This window comes from Acinetobacter sp. ANC 4218 (assembly GCF_002135245.1).
GTDB lineage: Bacteria > Pseudomonadota > Gammaproteobacteria > Pseudomonadales > Moraxellaceae > Acinetobacter.
Genome location: NZ_NEGD01000002.1, coordinates 211,739 through 228,760 on the forward strand (window position 1 = coordinate 211,739; position 17,022 = coordinate 228,760).

General features: G+C 43.0%; 14 protein-coding genes. 8 read left to right on the forward strand and 6 right to left on the reverse strand.

Translation table 11 applies throughout. The annotated features are described in order from the left end of the window. Positions 1-7 precede the first annotated feature (7 nt). From fimV to asd, 3 genes are all read right to left on the reverse strand, one after another. Positions 8-1,384 (reverse strand): T4P machinery localization factor FimV, encoded by a 1,377-nt coding sequence (gene fimV, locus B9T38_RS02675; RefSeq protein ID WP_086195315.1) that lies wholly within the window; start codon positions 1,382-1,384, stop codon positions 8-10. Positions 1,385-1,455: 71 nt separating this feature from the next. Then, positions 1,456-2,904 carry a type IV pilus assembly protein FimV gene (locus tag B9T38_RS02680; RefSeq protein ID WP_086195316.1) on the reverse strand — a complete coding sequence of 483 codons (1,449 nt, stop codon included), beginning with the start codon at positions 2,902-2,904 and terminating at the stop codon, positions 1,456-1,458. Between the two features lie 137 nt (positions 2,905-3,041). Continuing rightward, positions 3,042-4,160, reverse strand: a complete 1,119-nt coding sequence (gene asd, locus B9T38_RS02685; protein WP_086195317.1) for an aspartate-semialdehyde dehydrogenase — start codon at positions 4,158-4,160, stop codon at positions 3,042-3,044. Positions 4,161-4,348: 188 nt separating this feature from the next. Here asd and B9T38_RS02690 point away from each other — a divergent pair, with 188 nt between their 5' ends. Both B9T38_RS02690 and B9T38_RS02695 read left to right on the forward strand, forming a co-directional pair. Then, positions 4,349-5,479: an endonuclease/exonuclease/phosphatase family protein gene (locus B9T38_RS02690; protein ID WP_086195318.1), complete on the forward strand. Its 1,131-nt coding sequence runs from the start codon at positions 4,349-4,351 to the stop codon at positions 5,477-5,479. A 220-nt stretch (positions 5,480-5,699) separates the two neighbouring features. Continuing rightward, positions 5,700-6,092, forward strand: coding sequence for a hypothetical protein (locus B9T38_RS02695; protein WP_251992201.1), 393 nt, complete (start codon positions 5,700-5,702; stop codon positions 6,090-6,092). A gap of 204 nt (positions 6,093-6,296) precedes the next feature. Here the strand turns inward: B9T38_RS02695 and B9T38_RS02700 are convergent, their stop codons facing one another. The 3 genes from B9T38_RS02700 to B9T38_RS02710 form a co-directional block, all read right to left on the reverse strand. Next, on the reverse strand, positions 6,297-7,397 hold the full coding sequence (locus B9T38_RS02700; protein ID WP_086195319.1) for a glycosyltransferase family 4 protein: 1,101 nt from the start codon (positions 7,395-7,397) through the stop codon (positions 6,297-6,299). 217 nt (positions 7,398-7,614) lie between these two features. Then, positions 7,615-8,550: an LpxL/LpxP family acyltransferase gene (locus B9T38_RS02705; protein WP_086195320.1), complete on the reverse strand. Its 936-nt coding sequence runs from the start codon at positions 8,548-8,550 to the stop codon at positions 7,615-7,617. Positions 8,551-8,656: 106 nt separating this feature from the next. After that, on the reverse strand, positions 8,657-10,567 hold the full coding sequence (locus tag B9T38_RS02710) for an ATP-binding cassette domain-containing protein (RefSeq protein WP_086195321.1): 1,911 nt from the start codon (positions 10,565-10,567) through the stop codon (positions 8,657-8,659). Positions 10,568-10,600: 33 nt separating this feature from the next. Between B9T38_RS02710 and B9T38_RS02715 the strand changes: the two genes are divergently transcribed. From B9T38_RS02715 to B9T38_RS02740, 6 genes are all read left to right on the forward strand, one after another. Then, on the forward strand, positions 10,601-10,846 hold the full coding sequence (locus B9T38_RS02715) for a SlyX family protein (protein ID WP_086195322.1): 246 nt from the start codon (positions 10,601-10,603) through the stop codon (positions 10,844-10,846). A gap of 226 nt (positions 10,847-11,072) precedes the next feature. Continuing rightward, entirely contained in the window at positions 11,073-12,074 is a 1,002-nt protein-coding gene (locus B9T38_RS02720; RefSeq protein ID WP_086195323.1) for a hypothetical protein, read from the forward strand. 70 nt (positions 12,075-12,144) lie between these two features. Continuing rightward, positions 12,145-12,594, forward strand: coding sequence for an ammonium transporter (locus tag B9T38_RS02725; protein ID WP_086195324.1), 450 nt, complete (start codon positions 12,145-12,147; stop codon positions 12,592-12,594). Between the two features lie 35 nt (positions 12,595-12,629). Beyond that, on the forward strand, positions 12,630-15,269 hold the full coding sequence (gene topA / locus B9T38_RS02730) for a type I DNA topoisomerase (protein WP_086195325.1): 2,640 nt from the start codon (positions 12,630-12,632) through the stop codon (positions 15,267-15,269). Positions 15,270-15,365: 96 nt separating this feature from the next. After that, positions 15,366-16,172 (forward strand): NYN domain-containing protein, encoded by an 807-nt coding sequence (locus tag B9T38_RS02735; RefSeq protein ID WP_086195326.1) that lies wholly within the window; start codon positions 15,366-15,368, stop codon positions 16,170-16,172. 1 nt (position 16,173) lies between these two features. After that, complete coding sequence (locus B9T38_RS02740) at positions 16,174-16,932, forward strand: hypothetical protein (RefSeq protein ID WP_086195327.1); 759 nt, start codon at positions 16,174-16,176, stop codon at positions 16,930-16,932. Positions 16,933-17,022: the final 90 nt, after the last annotated feature.

Genomic DNA, 17,022 nt, shown 5'->3' on the forward strand with positions numbered 1-17,022 from the left:
AAATTGCTTAAGATGCTATTTGATTGCGTAAATGATCTGCCTGTTGGCGTTGTTCAGGTGTATAGCCAGCTTCTTGCTCTGCCAGTAATTCACGTGCTGATTCGAACGCACCAAGCTGGATATATTGCTGTGCCAGTTCTAGATTCAGGTTAATTTCATTGACTTCAATCAGTTCGGGGAAGGACTGAACCAATGGATCATTTTTATCTGCTTTGGCTGCAGATGAGCTGATATTGCTAATATCAAAGTTTAGGCCTGCGGCTTTTGCTGGCGCTACTTCTACAGCTGGCTCTTCAACCGTGCTTGCAGGCTCTAAATTAAAGTCCAGTTCCAGGCTTGGCGTAATTTCTTCAGTTGCAACTTTTGTTTCAGCTACTGGAGTTTCTGCAACGGAAAAATCAAAATTAAATTCAGGTTTTTCTTCTACAGTAGGTTCAATGCTAGCAGCTTTCTCTGTTTCTGCTTGCCCGGTTGTTGCAGTGTCTAAACTAAATGAGAAATCCAGAGGCTGAATTTCTTGAACTGGGGCAGCTTCCGGCTTGGTTTCTGCCACAGGTGCAGGATCAAGCTTAAAGTTAGTAAAATCTAAAGGCTTGATTTCTTCAGCTGGTGCAGTTGCTGCTTCTGCCGCTGAATCCAGAGATAGACTGCTGAAATTAAGGGGTTTGATTTCTTCCACCGGAGTAGCTGTTATTTCTGCTGTATTTAAAGATGCAGAATTGAAATCAAGAGGTTTGATTTCCTTAACGACTTCCGGCTGAGCCGAACGCGATTCCTGCTGTAACTGATCAAAGGCAAGATCATTTTTTGTTGCAGCGGGTGCAGCATCACTCATTAAAGCATCAAAAGCAGCCGTATTTTTTGTTTCTACAACCGCTGGTTCAGCTGCTTTAGCAACAGTTGATGATGGCTTAAACTCAATGGTATCTTTAGAACCTAGTGTTTGTTTTTCATGTGCTGCTTTTTTAGCAAGTGCCTGTTCTAAAAAATCATCCAGTTCTAATGAGCGCAGGTGATTAATCAGCTGGCTGATGGCAAATTCATCTTTTTGCAAGATGTGAATGTCCAGCAACAGCAAATACAACTCATGCTGTGAATTGTCCTTATTTAAAGCCTGATTAATCTGTGCTTCGGCCGAGAAAAAGTTCTTTTCGTGAATCAGGGCTTCAATTTTACTGCGGACATCGGCAGCTAAAGGGGTGGTTTTTTTCTTTGCAACAACCGAGCTTTCCACAATTTGAGTTTTTTGCGGTGACTTTTTGGTTGAAGTGACTTTTTTGCTTTTCGTCTTTGGTGTTTGTTCTGTTTGTTTACTTGCCTCGCGCTTTTTTAATACAACTGCGATCACTAATAACAATATAAACGGAATCACATAAAGCAGCATGTTGTTACCCCTTGTAGGATTGAGTTTTTATCCATGAAACCCATCCTAAAAAATCAAATTGTATAACACCCTTAGTGCGTTGGCTTTTTCTGTACTTGTTGTGCTTTCAATTGTTGCTGCAATTGGGCAAGACGAGTATTTAATAATTGAATTCTGTGATCCTTGTTACGCAATGCCAATTCTAACTGTGTTACGTTTCTCTGTAATTTAACGGTTTTTTCACGCGATGTCATAACTTTTAATGATAATTCATTTGAAGTTTGCCTTTTTTCTGTGTTCTTTTTGGCAGAACCGCTGGCTGAATCTTGTTCTTTCTCTGCAACCAGGCTCATTTCTGCCTGATTCAAGCGATATTTGGCTTTAGCCGACTGATTGGACGGTTTGGAAGGGGCTTGGGCTAAATGGGCAACTTTTGCTTTTTGCTCTTCTTTAGGGCTGGTCACAGTATTTAAATTCAAAGCGGCACCACGGCGTAAACGGTTCACATCACCTTGAATAAAGGCATGTTCATTATTGGCCTTGATTTGTTTCATGACTTCGCCAATCGGACGATTTTGCTCAGTGGCCACACGTGAGGCAATTGCCCACAGTGACTCATTCGATTGCACTACATGCTGGTTGGCTGGTGCTGTAGCCGCAGGCTGAGGTGATGGTGTAGGCGCTGTTTCTGATTTGGCTTTTGGCGCAGCGGCTGCTACAGGTTCTGCCGTTACTTTTGCTTTAGCCACATGTTGATGTGCAGATGCTGCATATAGTCGGACTAACGGGTCTGTGGAGACATTATTATTCGAGTTGTTTGAGTTAGCTGAAATTTTCGCTTCATTTTTTGTCAAACGTTGTGCTGCAATGGAACTCTTGGTTTTGAGTGGCGCATTTTGTGGAGTCTGAACCGGCTGGGCAGATGGTGTCGCCATTGCTGCAATGACGACGGGTGCAGCAGAGGTACTATTTAAAATCGGCGGTGCCGCTTTATGTACCATTAATGGTGCTTCAAATGATTGCGGTAGTGCCGTTTGTGGTTTTTCAATCCGAAATTGCGTACTTTCAGGCAGTTGTAAGGCAATATCTTTTTCATTCACAATGGTGATAGGCATTAAAGGTTTTTCATTGCCTGAGACCCGTACCTGAGTATTTATCTGGCTGCGCTTCAGAGGGGTCTTGATATGCTGTAAACGTGTCGCATTACCTTCCTGAATTTTAACAATAATGTTCAATTCAGCATCCGTTAAGGGGCGTGATGAGGTAATGGTAATGACACCATTGCCCGAGCTATCGCGACGGGTAAAGAAATTGAGATGTCCGGGAGCATGATAGACAGCGCCTAAAGTTGCGATATCTTCTGCATCAGCCAGGCTGGCCTGGATTTGTGCATGAGGATCAGCATTGCGAAAATTCATTTCCGCATACAATAATTCACCTGCTGCAGATTGAACTTGAATAGGATCAATAGTAATCGCATGAATATTCTGCGAAGCAATAATGGCTAAAATGGCTATCTTTAATTTGTTATATACGGTCATCTTAATCTTTAGCTCGGTTTCTTATCGTATTGCGAAAGTTATACATTAACGAGGTGTTGAAGAATTGTAAAACATTTAACATAAAGGATACATAAAAAAGCCGATCAATTGTGATCGGCTTTTCTTTCATTTAGCACTTAAGCATTTTTGTAATCAATCAGGATACGTAACATACGGCGTAAAGGTTCTGCAGCACCCCATAGCAGCTGATCGCCGACAGTGAATGCGCCAAGGTATTCTTTACCCATATTCAGTTTACGCAAACGACCCACTGGAACAGACAGGGTACCTGTAACAGCCACTGGCGTCAGATCGGTCATCGATGCTTCACGGGTATTGGGAACGACTTTTGCCCAATCGTTTGCATTACGGATAATGTCTTCGATTTCATCAAGCGGTACATCTTTCTTCAATTTCAATGTAAGTGCTTGAGAATGGCAGCGCATTGCACCAATACGCACACAGTGACCATCAATAGGAACAATCTGCGAGTTACCCAGAATCTTGTTGGTTTCAACCTGGCCTTTCCATTCTTCTTTCGACTGACCGCTTTCAAGCTGTTTGTCGATATACGGAATCAAAGAACCTGCTAAAGGCACGCCAAAGTTTGCAGACGGGAAACCTTCGCTGCGTTGTAAAGCCGCAATTTTAGAATCGATCTCTAAAATTGGAGAGCGAGGGTCATCTAACAAATCTTTGGTATTGTTATACAAGTAACCCATACCGTTGATGAGTTCACGCATGTTTTGCGCGCCCGCACCAGAAGCGGCCTGATAAGTCATCGAAGTTGCCCATTCCACCAGATTATTCTGGAACAGACCACCTAAGCCCATCAGCATCAAGGAAACGGTACAGTTACCACCAACGAATGTTTTAGTACCATTCACCAGGCCATCTTTAATCACGTTCATGTTGACCGGATCAAGCACGATGATGGCTTCATCATCCATACGTAAGGTAGAAGCTGCATCAATCCAGTAACCATTCCAGCCTTCAGCTTTCAGTTTCGGGAAAACGTCAGTGGTGTAATCACCACCCTGGCAGGTAATAATGACATCCATCTGCTTCAGACTGTTAATGTCTGATGCATCCATAAGTGCTGGGGCAGTCTTACCGCCAAACGCAGGCGCTTCACCACCTGCATTACTGGTAGAAAAATAGAATGGCTCAAAATGAGCAAAATCATTCTCTTCAACCATACGTTGCATAAGGACGGAACCTACCATCCCGCGCCAACCGACCAGACCTACTTTCATGCCACTTCGCCTCGGTGCGTTAAAAAAATCAAAAGGGATTCGAGTGTATCAAAAAGGGACGTGACTGCAAGTACTACATAATGAAAACATCAATATTATTGAGAGAAATCTCTTGTTTATGTTACATACAAAATTGATAAAGTTTTTCAACTGCAGATCGAATTACCAAGATAAACAGAGTAAAGCTGATGATTTGGGTGGAAATAATTGCAGTTTTAGTGATATGGCTGACATTCTGGTCACTGATTCCACGGGATGAGTGGTGGATTCGAGGTGCTGATTTTCCACGGCTACAAATTCTGGTTTTAGGACTGATTGCTTTTGTTCTGCTGCTGGTCTGGGAGCAACCCTGGAATTTAACACGGGAAATTATTTTTATCGGTCTGATTGCGGCACTGGCGTACCAGCTCAAAATGGTGCTGCCTTATACCTTTCTTTGGAAAAAGCAGGTCAAGCATGTCCGCAAACATCAGCTGAATCCTGACAAGCAAATCTCCCTGATCATTTCTAATGTACTGACGTCAAATACCCAATACCAGTTGTTAATTGAGCAGATTCAAAAGCATCAGCCAGATTTGCTGTTAACGCTAGAATCAGATCAGGTCTGGCAAAAAGCACTTTCCGTGATTGAAAAAGATTATCCCTATCGGGTGCCTGTACCTCTGGATAATTTATACGGCATGCATCTGTATAGCCGTTTAGAGCTGAAAGATACCGAGGTCAAGTTCATTTTAAGTGATGAGATTCCTTCCATTCATACCACAGTCATTTTACGTTCAGGTCAACCGGTCCAGCTTTATTGCCTGCATCCCAAACCGCCGAGCCCTACTGAAGCGAAAGATTCGACGCTACGGGATGCTGAACTATTAATTGTGGGTGACCAGATCAAGGATCTGGATGAAAGCTGTATTGTGATGGGAGACTTGAATGATGTGGCCTGGTCGCGAACGACCCGACTGTTTCAGCGCATGAGTGGTTTGCTCGATCCACGCGTGGGGCGTCACTTTGTGAATACTTTCCATGCCGATTATCCCTTATTGCGTTGGTCGCTGGATCATATTTTTCACAGTACCGATTTTGCCTTGGTCCATATGAAAAGATTGCCTCATATAGGTTCAGACCATTTTCCGGTTTATGTGGTTTTACAGACAGGACGTGTTTTTGAAGGGGTGCAAGAAGAACTGGAGCAAACGGATGCTGATGAACAGCAGGCACAAGAAACAATAAAAGAAGGTATTGAAAAAGCTGAAAAAGAAGAAAAACCAGTCACCGATGAAATTGCCCAGAGCTATAAAAATGCAATCAAGCAGGCAGATTAAATAATAGAAAAGTGTACGAAATGGCTTACATTGATTTAGGTCAATTGCGAATGTTTCTTTTTTATAAACTAGCTTAATCTGTACTCATCAGCCAAGGAGCCGGGAAAGGAAAATCCCATTATGGAAGATCAAACACATGGCTGATAGAAAGTCATCATGGATATGATGCAGCAATGGATAGCAATAACAGAATAAAAATAACATTTGAAAGCACAACCTCATGTACCCGAGTTTTGCAGGATGCAGAACTCGGGTCTATGGTTTTATAGAACCTCTTGAAAATAAAATTTCAGCCATGTATTTATCAACATTTCAAGAACTTAAAATTTATGTCGTAAATTTTACTGAACTATCACGTGATGCTTTACATATTTATGCAGGGCTGACGCTATTTTTTATCGTGGCGTTTTTCCACCATCATCAGTTGAAGTCGAAGTGGGCGATTTTGGCTGTGCTTATTGTTGCAATTGCTGCAGAGCTGTTGGATGCCCGTGATGATTTAATCAATTATGGGCTGTGGCATATTGGTGCCAGTGTGCACGATATCATCAATACCATTTTCTGGCCGCTGCTCATTTGGCTCATGGTACGATTTCGGGTGTGGAGGGTTTAATACGTTATGGCTTTCGAAATATCAATGCCTGTCATCCTCTTCATATATCCAATTATTCAATGTTTACGAAAATTTGCTTTTAATTTCGGTATTACTAACAGCTTGTCGCCATTGAAAAATGACTCATCAATGAAGTCTATTTCAAGACTTGCTTATATAATCAATGAAGTCTATTTCAAGACTTGCTTATATAATCAATGAAGTCTATTTCAAGACTTGCTTATATAAGTGAAGCGTCTGATCACACATCTCTTTCAAGCTAAACGTTGTGACTGGCTTTACTTGTTGCGGTTCATCCAGATGATTCTTGACTGCATTGAACAGTGCAGCGTGATCATCCACGGCAATTAAACCTTGTGGATACAGCTGCGATAAGATCTCCGCAACCCCGCCACGGTTCCAGCCAATCACCGGAGTGCCTACCGATAGTGCTTCTAAAGCAGTACGACCAAAGGTTTCTGCCTGATTGGAAAGGGAGAGCACCACATCGCTAAATGCCAGCCATTCACGAATATCTGAGCGATGACCAACGAAAGTGATTTTGTCAGTTAAGCCTTTGCCTTGAATTGTGTCCTGCATTTCTTTCAAATAAGCGGCTTTTTTCGGATCGGCTCCACCCACCACTACCGCATGCAAGTTGGGGTATTGTTGCTGTAATTTTTCGACCAATCCAATCAGGGTTTCATGACCTTTTAAACGGGTAATCCGTCCTGGAAGACAGAGTAAAAACTTGTTTTCCAGTTCAGGAAAGTCTTTAAAAGTTTGATTCAGCCATTGTACAGACGGCTGATAACCATGTGGGAAAGCGGTAGGGTCTATGCCACGGTAAATCCGGACAATATCCTGCGCTGGACAATTTTTGTAGTTGTCGGTGATGTATTTCACCACGCTATCCGATACGGCAATGACTTTTTCAGCCTGGGTCATGATTTGACTATAACGGTTAATCGAATAGAAGCCATGCACGGTACTGATTAAATGTGGACGACGCGCAGCAGGAATGCCTTTTAAAGCAAAATGGGTCAGCCATGCAGGCACGCGGGAACGTATATGCACGATATCTGGTTGGTGCTGTTCAATCAGCTGACGTAGCGGACGAATTTGCCATAAGCTCGACAGGGCTTTTTTATGAATGGCTAGCATCAAATGTGTTGAACCTTCCGCTTCAAGCTGGGCCACTAGCCGGCCACCATTCGACACCACCAAAGATTCATGACCTTCTGCAACCAAGGCACGGGCGATTTCTAAAGTACCGCGTTCTACGCCACCGCTATTCAGTTCAGGAAGAAGTTGCATCACTTTCATGGTTTTTTGCCTTTAGGGTTGTCGCAAAGCGGAGTTTTACCGTTCATTTATCCAATATTAGGAGTTTATTCTTTACTTTTGTTTCGGCAAAAGTAACAAAACCATCTGTTGGACTGACGATACATCCATGATATCGCAGTCTAACGGGCGACATCCTTGTCGCCTTTACACGATAGTAGATTCTGTGCGAGGTTTCTTAGTTATCTTAATTATCTTATTAATAGATTTTCTCAAAGCCTTCCGGACGAGTTTTAAAGCGACGATGGAACCACATATATTGGGTCGGGGCAATACGCAGCTGACGTTCAATAATCTGATTGACACGTGTGGCATCATCGACTTCATCTTCACTGGGCAGATTATCCACCACAGGTTCAATTAGAACATGATAACGCGGATCTTTTAAATCCCCGCTACGATAAAAATATAAAGGAATCGGTACGGCTTTGGATATTTTCAGTAAACGGCGATGTGCCGTTACCGTGGCAGCAGGAGTACCGAAAAACGGTGCCATCACACCCTGTTTTAAACCAAAATCCTGATCCGGGCTATACCAGATGGCATGACCTTCTTTCAGATTGCGGATCAGGCCACGCATGTCGTCATGGTCAATCTGGTGGGCATAAATAGTGGCACGACAGCGGTAAATCAGCATATCGAGCAAAGGATTGTTCTGCGGACGATAAACCACATCCGGTTCGAAATACTGGGCACACAGGTAGCCACCGGCATCCAGCAAAGTAGAATGCGTACCAAGCAGTAAAACCCCTTGTCCTGCGGCTTGGGCATTTTGAATATGTTCCAGACCTTCAATCGTGACGCGGTCTTTAAACCATTGCGGGCAGTACCAGGCATTCAAGGTTTCAAAAATACCAATCATCTGGTCGATAAAAACCTGACGTGCATTCTCCTGAACCTGCTGTGCAGACCATTCAGGAAAACAGACTTCCAGGTTACGGACAGTGGTTTTGCGGCGCGATTTCAGCTTGTCAAATGCCAGATTGCCAATAAAAGTGGCTAAACGGTACTGAATGGCCCAGGGTAAAATTGCCAAAATCATCAGCAAGACAATCCCAATCCAGATACCCCAATATTGAGGCAGCAGGAAAGACCATTGGAATTCTCCGGGTTGGTAATCTGGCTTTTTACTCATAGTGACCATTTTGAACAAAAGTTTTGTGCAAGTGTAACATGAAGTTATTTTTTTAATAAAAAAGCACCTGTAACGCCAATTACAGGTGCCCCTAGAATGAATCAGATCAGTTGCCGTTGACCAGATTTTCTAATTCTTCCCAACGCTCTAATTTTTCCAGTAACAGGTCATCAATTTCAGTCAGGCGGTTGGAAAGTTTCATGGCTTTGTCTGCATCGCTCACAAACAGGGAACCATCGGCAAGTTGAGCGTTAATTTCAGCTTGCTCTTTTTCCAGCGCTTCCATTTCAGCAGGCAGTTGCTCTAAAGCACGCTGATCTTTATAGCTGAGTTTCACTTTCTTTGCCGGAGCAGGTTCAGCCGCTTTGGCTTCTGCTTTGGCCATAGCTTTTTTGACATCACTTTTCTGATCCACCACAGTCTGATCAGGACGTTGTTGCAAGTAATCCTGATAACCGCCGATGTATTCATCGATATTGCCTTTACCGTCAAATACCCAGGTGGATGTCACCACGTTGTCCATAAAGGCACGGTCATGCGAGATCAGTAACAGGGTACCTTTATAATCGCCGAGCATTTCTTCTAGCAGTTCAAGCGTCACCATATCCAGGTCATTGGTCGGTTCATCCATCACAATCAGGTTGGATGGTTTGAGCAATAGTTTGGCGAGCAGAATACGGTTACGTTCACCACCAGAAAGCGCTTTAACCGGTGTACGCGCACGTTCAGGTGAGAACAGGAAGTCCTGTAAATAGCTATAGATATGACGGCGGCCACCATTGACATCGACAAAGTCCGAACCTTCAGAAACGTTGTCTTTAACCGATTTCTCTAAATCAAGTGCATTACGTAGCTGGTCAAAATAGGCAATTTCAAGCTGGGTGCCGGTTTTTACCGAACCACCGTGTTCAATCTCGCCTAGAATAGCTTTGATCAGCGTGGTTTTACCGACACCGTTATCACCGACCAGACCTATACGGTCGCCACGTAATACCAAGGCAGAGAAATCTTTGATAATCGGTTCCTGATTGCCAAAGGCCACACGTAAATGCTCAATTTCAAACACGACCTTGCCTGAGCGGTTGGCGTCCTGAGTGGCCATGCTCACTTTGCCTTGCTGTGAGCGACGTGCTTTTGATTCTTCACGCAATTCTTTTAAGGCACGGACACGGCCTTCGTTACGGGTACGGCGTGCTTTAATGCCTTGACGAATCCAGACTTCTTCTTCAGCTAAACGTTTGTCGAATAAAGCATTTTGCTTTTCTTCTGCTTCCATTTGCTGAGCTTTAAGGTCAAGGTAACGTGAATAGTTGCCTTCAAAACTGCGCAATTGACCACGGTCCAACTCGACAATACGGGTGGCAATGCTGTCGACAAATGAACGGTCATGCGAAATAAATAACAGGGTCAGATTATTTTGATCGAGCAGGAATTTTTCCAGCCATTCAATACTTTCAACGTCCAGATGGTTTGTTGGTTCGTCGAGTAAAAGTACATCGGGTTGAGTGAGTAGGGCACGTGCTAAAAGAACACGACGTTTACGACCACCGGACAAATCGGCTAAATCGGCATCCGGGTCTAACCCCATTTTGCTTAAAATTGAATTTACTTTGTTCTCTAAAGCCCAGCCATCGACTTGATCGAGTTTGTGCTGTAAGTTACCCATGCGGTCGCAGGCTTCCATATCTCCCAGTACGCAGGCATCACTGGCTTCATGATAAGCTTTTAGTACAGCAGCAGCTTCACCTGCACCATCGGCTACAATGTCGGCGACTTTGCCGGAATCCATCGGTACATCTTGGGCCAGCATGGAAATGGTGATGCCATTTTGTATAGAAACTTCACCACGATCTGGTAGCAAACTTCCTTCGATGAGTTTAAGTAAGGTAGACTTACCCTCACCATTACGGCCAATCAAACAGACTCGTTCACCGCGTTCCAGATTAAAGTTCGCGCCGTCGAGCAGGGACGGTCCGCCAAACGCAAGTTGGACATCCCTTAAAGTAATATAGGCCATACTGTTTCCTGAAATCCCCAATGAGGACTTAAAATGACTAAACAAAAAAATCTTAATGATCAGGCGTCATTTTCCGCACACTTGGAAGATTTGCAAGTCCGAATTACATTTTTAGATGATTTAGTTGAACAGTTGAATGAACAGGTAACACGTCAACATATTGAAATTATGGATTTAAAGAAGCAAATGCAGTTGCTTTATCAGCGTGTGGAATCTGCCGATTTATCGGAAGGCATTGCTGCCTTTGATCCGATGTCCAACCGGCCACCGCATTATTGAGCTGAACCCGTCCGTGTATTAAAGCCTTGGTGTTGATCAGGGCTTTTTTATTTGAAAAAGAACTTAACTTATCCTTTCCTTCGCTATTGAATAACCTTCTAAAATTAAAGCACTAGGTCGAGTCATGCCACTGAGTAAAAAACCAGAAGCATAAAGTATTTGACCTTTGCCATGGTTCCCGTTCTAATGCACCGCATCTGCCTAGCCGAACTGTTTATTCGAAGATATGAGTCATAAAGTCGTTCTTCTTGATCTTGAAAATAATATGCCGACTGCGCAATTGTTGCGTAACATCATTCCGCATTATGCAGCAATTTACCTGTTTAATTGTCAGGGAAAATTTGAATATTCTCTGCAAGATTTAACGGAATTTTCAAGTTGGGTCAGCAGTGGGCAAGTGGTCATTCTGGAAACGGCAGAAGTCGAGCACAAAGAGTTTGAGTATGCGGTTGTGGTTGGGCAACTGCTTGCGCTGCTAGATGCCGATGCTTCTATTGAACTCATATCTGCCATGCCAAGCAGTGAAATGCTGCTCGAAATGCTGCAGTCTTCCAACCTGAACTGTAGTCTGATCCAGGTTCAGGCTGAAGAACCGGAGTTAAATACAAAGTACAAAATTCCCAGTGTCGAGACCATTCTGCAAAAGCCTGATTTATTGCTTGTCAAAAAGTATTGTGATGCTTTAGGGAAAATGAAGGGCAAACCGAATACGCTGGAGAAATTGAAGAACTCGCTGGCGAATATTTTGCAAGTCGAAAATGATCAGCTTCAGCATCTCACTGGCTTATTGATTAATCTAAAAATTGTGAAACGTTTTGACCAGCAAATCAGTTTCCGTAAAAAAGTCATTAAGCAATGGATGCAACTGGACTTGGAGCAGAAAACATCGGTAGAAAAAGCTCAAAATATTTCTGCTGCTTTTGCGGATTTATCCCCTGAATCTTCACAACAAGAAGTAGAAGAAGTGCAGGCCAAAACATTGCATCAGGCGCAAAAAGAGTTATTTAAAAACTTTTCCAAGATTGATCCGGTGCAGGTGATTGTGGCGCAAAAACTACGCGAATTAAAATCCGATAAACCGAAAGACATTTATGCCTTGCGCGATTTGCTGGAGCAGCTTTTCCCGAAATCGGATGTACGATTATTGCTTAAGGAATTGATTGAGAAAGGATATATTTACTGGAATGGTAGTGAAGTCCTGTATAGTCATGAGCTGCTCCTGAATTAATTTCATCGCTGTAACTTGCGTTTTATATTCAGCTTATGCAACTCTAATAAAGGAATAATAAGGTTGTACTATGGAAAATACTGGAATTTGGATTACAGTCTTCATCGTGCTGTTTGTGCTTGGCTCAATTTTTGGGCTACGTGTCAGCCCAAGAGAAAAAGCATTAGGCCTGATGCGTGAAAAGGCGCGCAAGATGGCTTTACATCCGCGTTTAGTGGCCGCTCCCGATTGGACCAAAGTGCCCATGGCAACGGAAAAGCGTGCCAGTATGGTGGCCTATTACAGTGTTTTAATTCCAGACGCCCGACTGCCATTGATGCGTGCACGTGTGGAAGATCAGAAACTCAAAGTTGTGCAAGGTGATGAGAAGTTTAACGATTTTCCCATTGCATTAAAGGGCATTTATGCTATTGATATGCAGGCAAACTGTGTAGGACTCTATTGGGATGAAGAATCAGACCTTCGAGCAACTCAGTTAGATGACATCAAAGCTTATTTAACGTCTTTGGCTGAATTTTAATTTATAAACCCATCAAACAGGATTAACGGTTAACTATGGCGAACGCTCCTCGGTCCACATCCAAAAGCACCACAGCAAAATCACCGAGTGCTGCGAACAAACGTGCCTTAGTGATTGTGGAGTCGCCTGCAAAAGCGAAAACAATCAACAAATATCTGGGTCCAAATTACATCGTAAAATCATCAGTAGGTCATGTGCGTGACTTGCCGACTGGCGGATCTAAAAGTACAGAAAAAAAACCTGTATCACGTGCCAAACTGACCGATGAACAAAAAGCCGAAAAAGCTCAGTTAGCTTTGGTCAATCGTATGGGGGTTGACCCTGAACATGGCTGGAAAGCACATTATGAAGTGCTTCCGGGCAAAGAAAATGTCGTTGCAGAACTGAAAAAATTGGCATCGCAAGTCGATGAAATCTACCTCGCAACGGATTTGGACCGTGAAGGGGAAGCCATTGCCTGGCATTTAAAAGAAGTGATTGGTGGGGATGATTCACGTTACCAGCGTGTAGTCTTTAACGAAATTACCAAAAATGCCATTCAGGAAGCGTTTAAACAACCGGCACGTTTAGATATTGATAAGGTCAATGCTCAACAAGCCCGTCGTTTCCTCGACCGTGTTGTCGGTTTTATGATCTCACCATTACTTTGGGAAAAAATCGCCCGTGGTTTATCGGCGGGTCGTGTCCAGTCAGTTGCGGTAAAACTGGTGGTTGAGCGTGAACGTGAAATTCGTGCTTTCATTCCTGAAGAATACTGGCAGGTTTTTGCAGATACCAAATCGCAAAAAGATGACATCCGTCTTGAAGCAGTGAAGCAGGGCGGTAAAACCCTCAAGCTGCACAATAAAGCTGAAACCGATGCTTTATTAAACCTGATCAAAGATGCCGAATATAAAGTTGCCAGCCGTGAAGATAAACCGACCAAGGTCAACCCAAGCGCACCGTATATCACATCAACCCTGCAACAGGCGGCAAGCACACGTCTAGGTTTCTCTGTGAAGAAAACCATGATGCTGGCACAGCGCTTGTATGAAGCGGGTTTCATCACCTATATGCGTACTGACTCCACTTTCTTGAGTGATGATGCAGTCAATATGGTGCGTGGTCATATTGAAAATGAGTATGGCGCAAAATATTTGCCTGCCAAGCCAAACCGCTATGGCAACAAGGCGGGTGCACAAGAAGCCCACGAAGCGATTCGTCCTTCCAATGTGGCGCTGAAAGGCGATAGCTTGGTGGGTGTGGAACGTGATGCACAACGTTTGTATGACCTGATCTGGCGCCAGTTTGTAGCTTGTCAGATGACTCCAGCAGAATACCTGTCATCAACCATTTTAGTCGATGCCAATGGTGTGGAACTGAAAGCCAAAGGTCGTACTCTGGTCTTTGATGGTTTCACCAAAGTTCGCGGTGCAAACAAAGCGGATGACGATATTCTGCTACCTGCGGTAAAAGTCGGTGAAGTACTGAAACTGGAAAAACTCGATCCTTCTCAGCATTTTACTAAACCGCCTGCACGTTTCACTGAAGCATCGCTGGTAAAAGAACTGGAAAAACGTGGTATTGGTCGTCCATCGACCTATGCTGCGATTATTTCTACTATTCAGGACCGTGGTTATGTGAAACTGGAAAACCGTCGTCTCTTTGCCGAGAAGATGGGTGAAATCGTGACCGATCGTCTCGATGAAAGTTTTAACAACCTGATGAACTACGATTTTACTGCGGATCTTGAAGGTCAGCTGGATAAAGTGGCAGATGGTCAGCGTAACTGGAAAGAGTTATTGGATAACTTCTATGGCGACTTTAAAAAACGCCTAACCACCGCCCAAGGCGAACACGGTATGCGCCGTAACCTGCCTGTGGAAGTGGAAGCGGTACATTGCCCTGAATGTTCACGTCCAATGCAGATTCGTACCGGAACCACAGGTGTGTTTCTGGGCTGTTCGGGCTATAACTTGCCGCCTAAAGAACGCTGTAAAGGTACCCTGAATTTAACACCAGTAGAATCCTTGGCAGCACTGTCTGATGATGATGCGGCAGAAACTGCAGACTTGATGTCAAAAAAACGTTGCCCGATTTGTGAAACGGCAATGGATAGTTATGTGATTGATGGTGGTCGTAAACTGCATATCTGTGGTAACAACCCGGATTGTGCCGGTTTTGAACTTGAAGAAGGTGAGTTCAAAATTAAAGGTTACGATGGTCCAACTATTCCATGTGATAAATGTGATGGAGAAATGCAGCTGAAGACTGGCCGTTTTGGACCTTATTTTGCCTGTACCAGCTGTGACAATACCCGTAAAGTGTTAAAGAATGGTCAGCCTGCACCTCCGCGTGTAGATCCAATTAAAATGGAACACTTGCGTTCAAGCAAGCATGATGATTTCTTTGTACTTCGTGATGGCGCGGCAGGTTTATTCCTGGCAGCGAGCAAGTTCCCCAAAGTGCGCGAAACCCGTGCACCGAAAGTGGCTGAACTGCGTAGTGTGGCCGAGCAGCTTGATCCAAAATATCAGTTTATTTTACAAGCGCCGGATGCCGATCCCGAAGGAAATCCAACTTTAGTGAAATTCAGCCGTAAGAATCAGGCACAATATATTGGTTCTGAAAATGCTGAAGGCAAACAAACCAAGTGGAGTCTGGTATTCCAGGATGGAAAATGGGTTGAAGCTTAAGTTTTAAGAAATGCAAAAAATGCTGACGAAAGTCGGCATTTTTTATGTCAAAATGATTCATATAACAAATGAATCAAATATTTAATTGGGGGAAGAGTGGAAATCCAGACAAAAAAATTTGCTGTACTCATTGATGCAGATAATTCTTCAATTAACGCCATTTCATCTGTACTTGAAGAAGTCGCGAAGTATGGGATAGCAAGTGTAAAAAGAGTTTATGGAGATTGGAGTAGTGAGGCGTTAAAAAAATGGAGAGATGTTCTATTACCCCATGCAATAACTCCCGTTCAGCAATTTGCTTATACAAAAGGCAAAGATGCAACAGATATGATCTTAATTATTGATGCCATGGATTTACTCTATGCAGGTGCATTAGATGGTTTTTGTATCGTATCAAGTGACAGTGATTTTACCCCTTTAGCTTCACGTATTCGTGAAAATGGTCTGAGTGTTTATGGTTTTGGTAAGAAATCGACTCCTGAAGCTTTTAAAAAGGCATGTGATAAATTTATTTATGTAGAAAATCTCCTAACGGATGTAGATGTTAAAAATGGTGAGGATGAGGAATTAGCATTAGTACAAGATAAAAAAATAGCAGAAACTGTAAAGACAACAGAATCTAAAGCTATCCAACAAACTAAAGAAAGTACTTTACCCGAAGCAATGGATCGGGCTACTTTAAATTTGATTTATAAAGCTGTTAAAGATAACGCTGATGAAAATGGCTGGGCAAATTTGGGTATGGTTGGACAATATATTAGTGCAGTAAAACCTGATTTTGATTCACGAAATTATGGTCGAGCTAAATTATCAGGTTTGATAAAAACGCTTAATTTATTTGAAACTAAAATTGAAATGAGTCAAATGTATTTAAGAAAAATAAAAAAGCAGAGCATTGGATAATATGTGGAAAAACATTCGGATACTGTGTTTACTCATCATTTTATTGATTGTGGCAGTAAATGCCTACCGTGACCAGAATCAAGACTGGTCCAAACCCATTATTGTCATGCTGCATCCCATCAATGCAGATGGGCGGGCTGCGACTCAAGATTATATTCAATCGCTGAATCTCTCCGAGTTAAAAGAGAGTCAAGAATATTTACAACAGATGTCAGCACAGTACCGTGGGCAGCCGATTGCGATTTATTTCCAGTTGGGCCGTGAACTTAAACAAATTCCTCCTAAAGTACCTGAACAGGCAACCATGCTGGATACCATTTTATGGAGCCTAAAATTCCGTTTTTATGCCTGGAAACAGCATGACAGTGCTGATGGTTCACCCAGCGTGACTTTATATTTAAATTATTATGATCCCCAAACAATTAAAGAATTAAAACATTCCACTGCTTTGCAAAAAGGGCGCATAGGTTCAGTCAATTTATTTGCATCTAAAAAACAGGCTGAACAAAACAAGATTGTATTGGTGCATGAATTACTGCATAGCTTTGGCGCAAGTGATAAGTATGATTTGTCCACAGGACAGCCTGCCTATCCGATTGGATATGCTTATCCAAACCAGCAGCCTTTATTTCCTCAAGCCAAAGCAGAGTTGATGGGCGGACATATTCCACTGTCACAACAAAAAAGCAGGATGCCGGATTCATTGAAACAGACTTTGATTAATGAAATAACCGCAATTGAATTGGGCTGGAAAAAATAACCCTTGGGGATAACGATGCTTTTATCCACAGTTACGTATCGGGCTGTTGATTAAAATGCAGAGAAATAACAGACTTTTGACCGAAAATCA

Coding starts and splice junctions, on each gene's coding strand:
- fimV (WP_086195315.1), bottom strand. CDS start 1,384: ATGCTGCTTTATGTGATTCCGTTTATATTGTTATTAGTGATCGCAGTT.
- B9T38_RS02680 (WP_086195316.1), bottom strand. CDS start 2,904: ATGACCGTATATAACAAATTAAAGATAGCCATTTTAGCCATTATTGCT.
- asd (WP_086195317.1), bottom strand. CDS start 4,160: ATGAAAGTAGGTCTGGTCGGTTGGCGCGGGATGGTAGGTTCCGTCCTT.
- B9T38_RS02690 (WP_086195318.1), top strand. CDS start 4,349: ATGATTTGGGTGGAAATAATTGCAGTTTTAGTGATATGGCTGACATTC.
- B9T38_RS02695 (WP_251992201.1), top strand. CDS start 5,700: ATGTACCCGAGTTTTGCAGGATGCAGAACTCGGGTCTATGGTTTTATA.
- B9T38_RS02700 (WP_086195319.1), bottom strand. CDS start 7,397: ATGAAAGTGATGCAACTTCTTCCTGAACTGAATAGCGGTGGCGTAGAA.
- B9T38_RS02705 (WP_086195320.1), bottom strand. CDS start 8,550: ATGAGTAAAAAGCCAGATTACCAACCCGGAGAATTCCAATGGTCTTTC.
- B9T38_RS02710 (WP_086195321.1), bottom strand. CDS start 10,567: ATGGCCTATATTACTTTAAGGGATGTCCAACTTGCGTTTGGCGGACCG.
- B9T38_RS02715 (WP_086195322.1), top strand. CDS start 10,601: ATGACTAAACAAAAAAATCTTAATGATCAGGCGTCATTTTCCGCACAC.
- B9T38_RS02720 (WP_086195323.1), top strand. CDS start 11,073: ATGAGTCATAAAGTCGTTCTTCTTGATCTTGAAAATAATATGCCGACT.
- B9T38_RS02725 (WP_086195324.1), top strand. CDS start 12,145: ATGGAAAATACTGGAATTTGGATTACAGTCTTCATCGTGCTGTTTGTG.
- topA (WP_086195325.1), top strand. CDS start 12,630: ATGGCGAACGCTCCTCGGTCCACATCCAAAAGCACCACAGCAAAATCA.
- B9T38_RS02740 (WP_086195327.1), top strand. CDS start 16,174: ATGTGGAAAAACATTCGGATACTGTGTTTACTCATCATTTTATTGATT.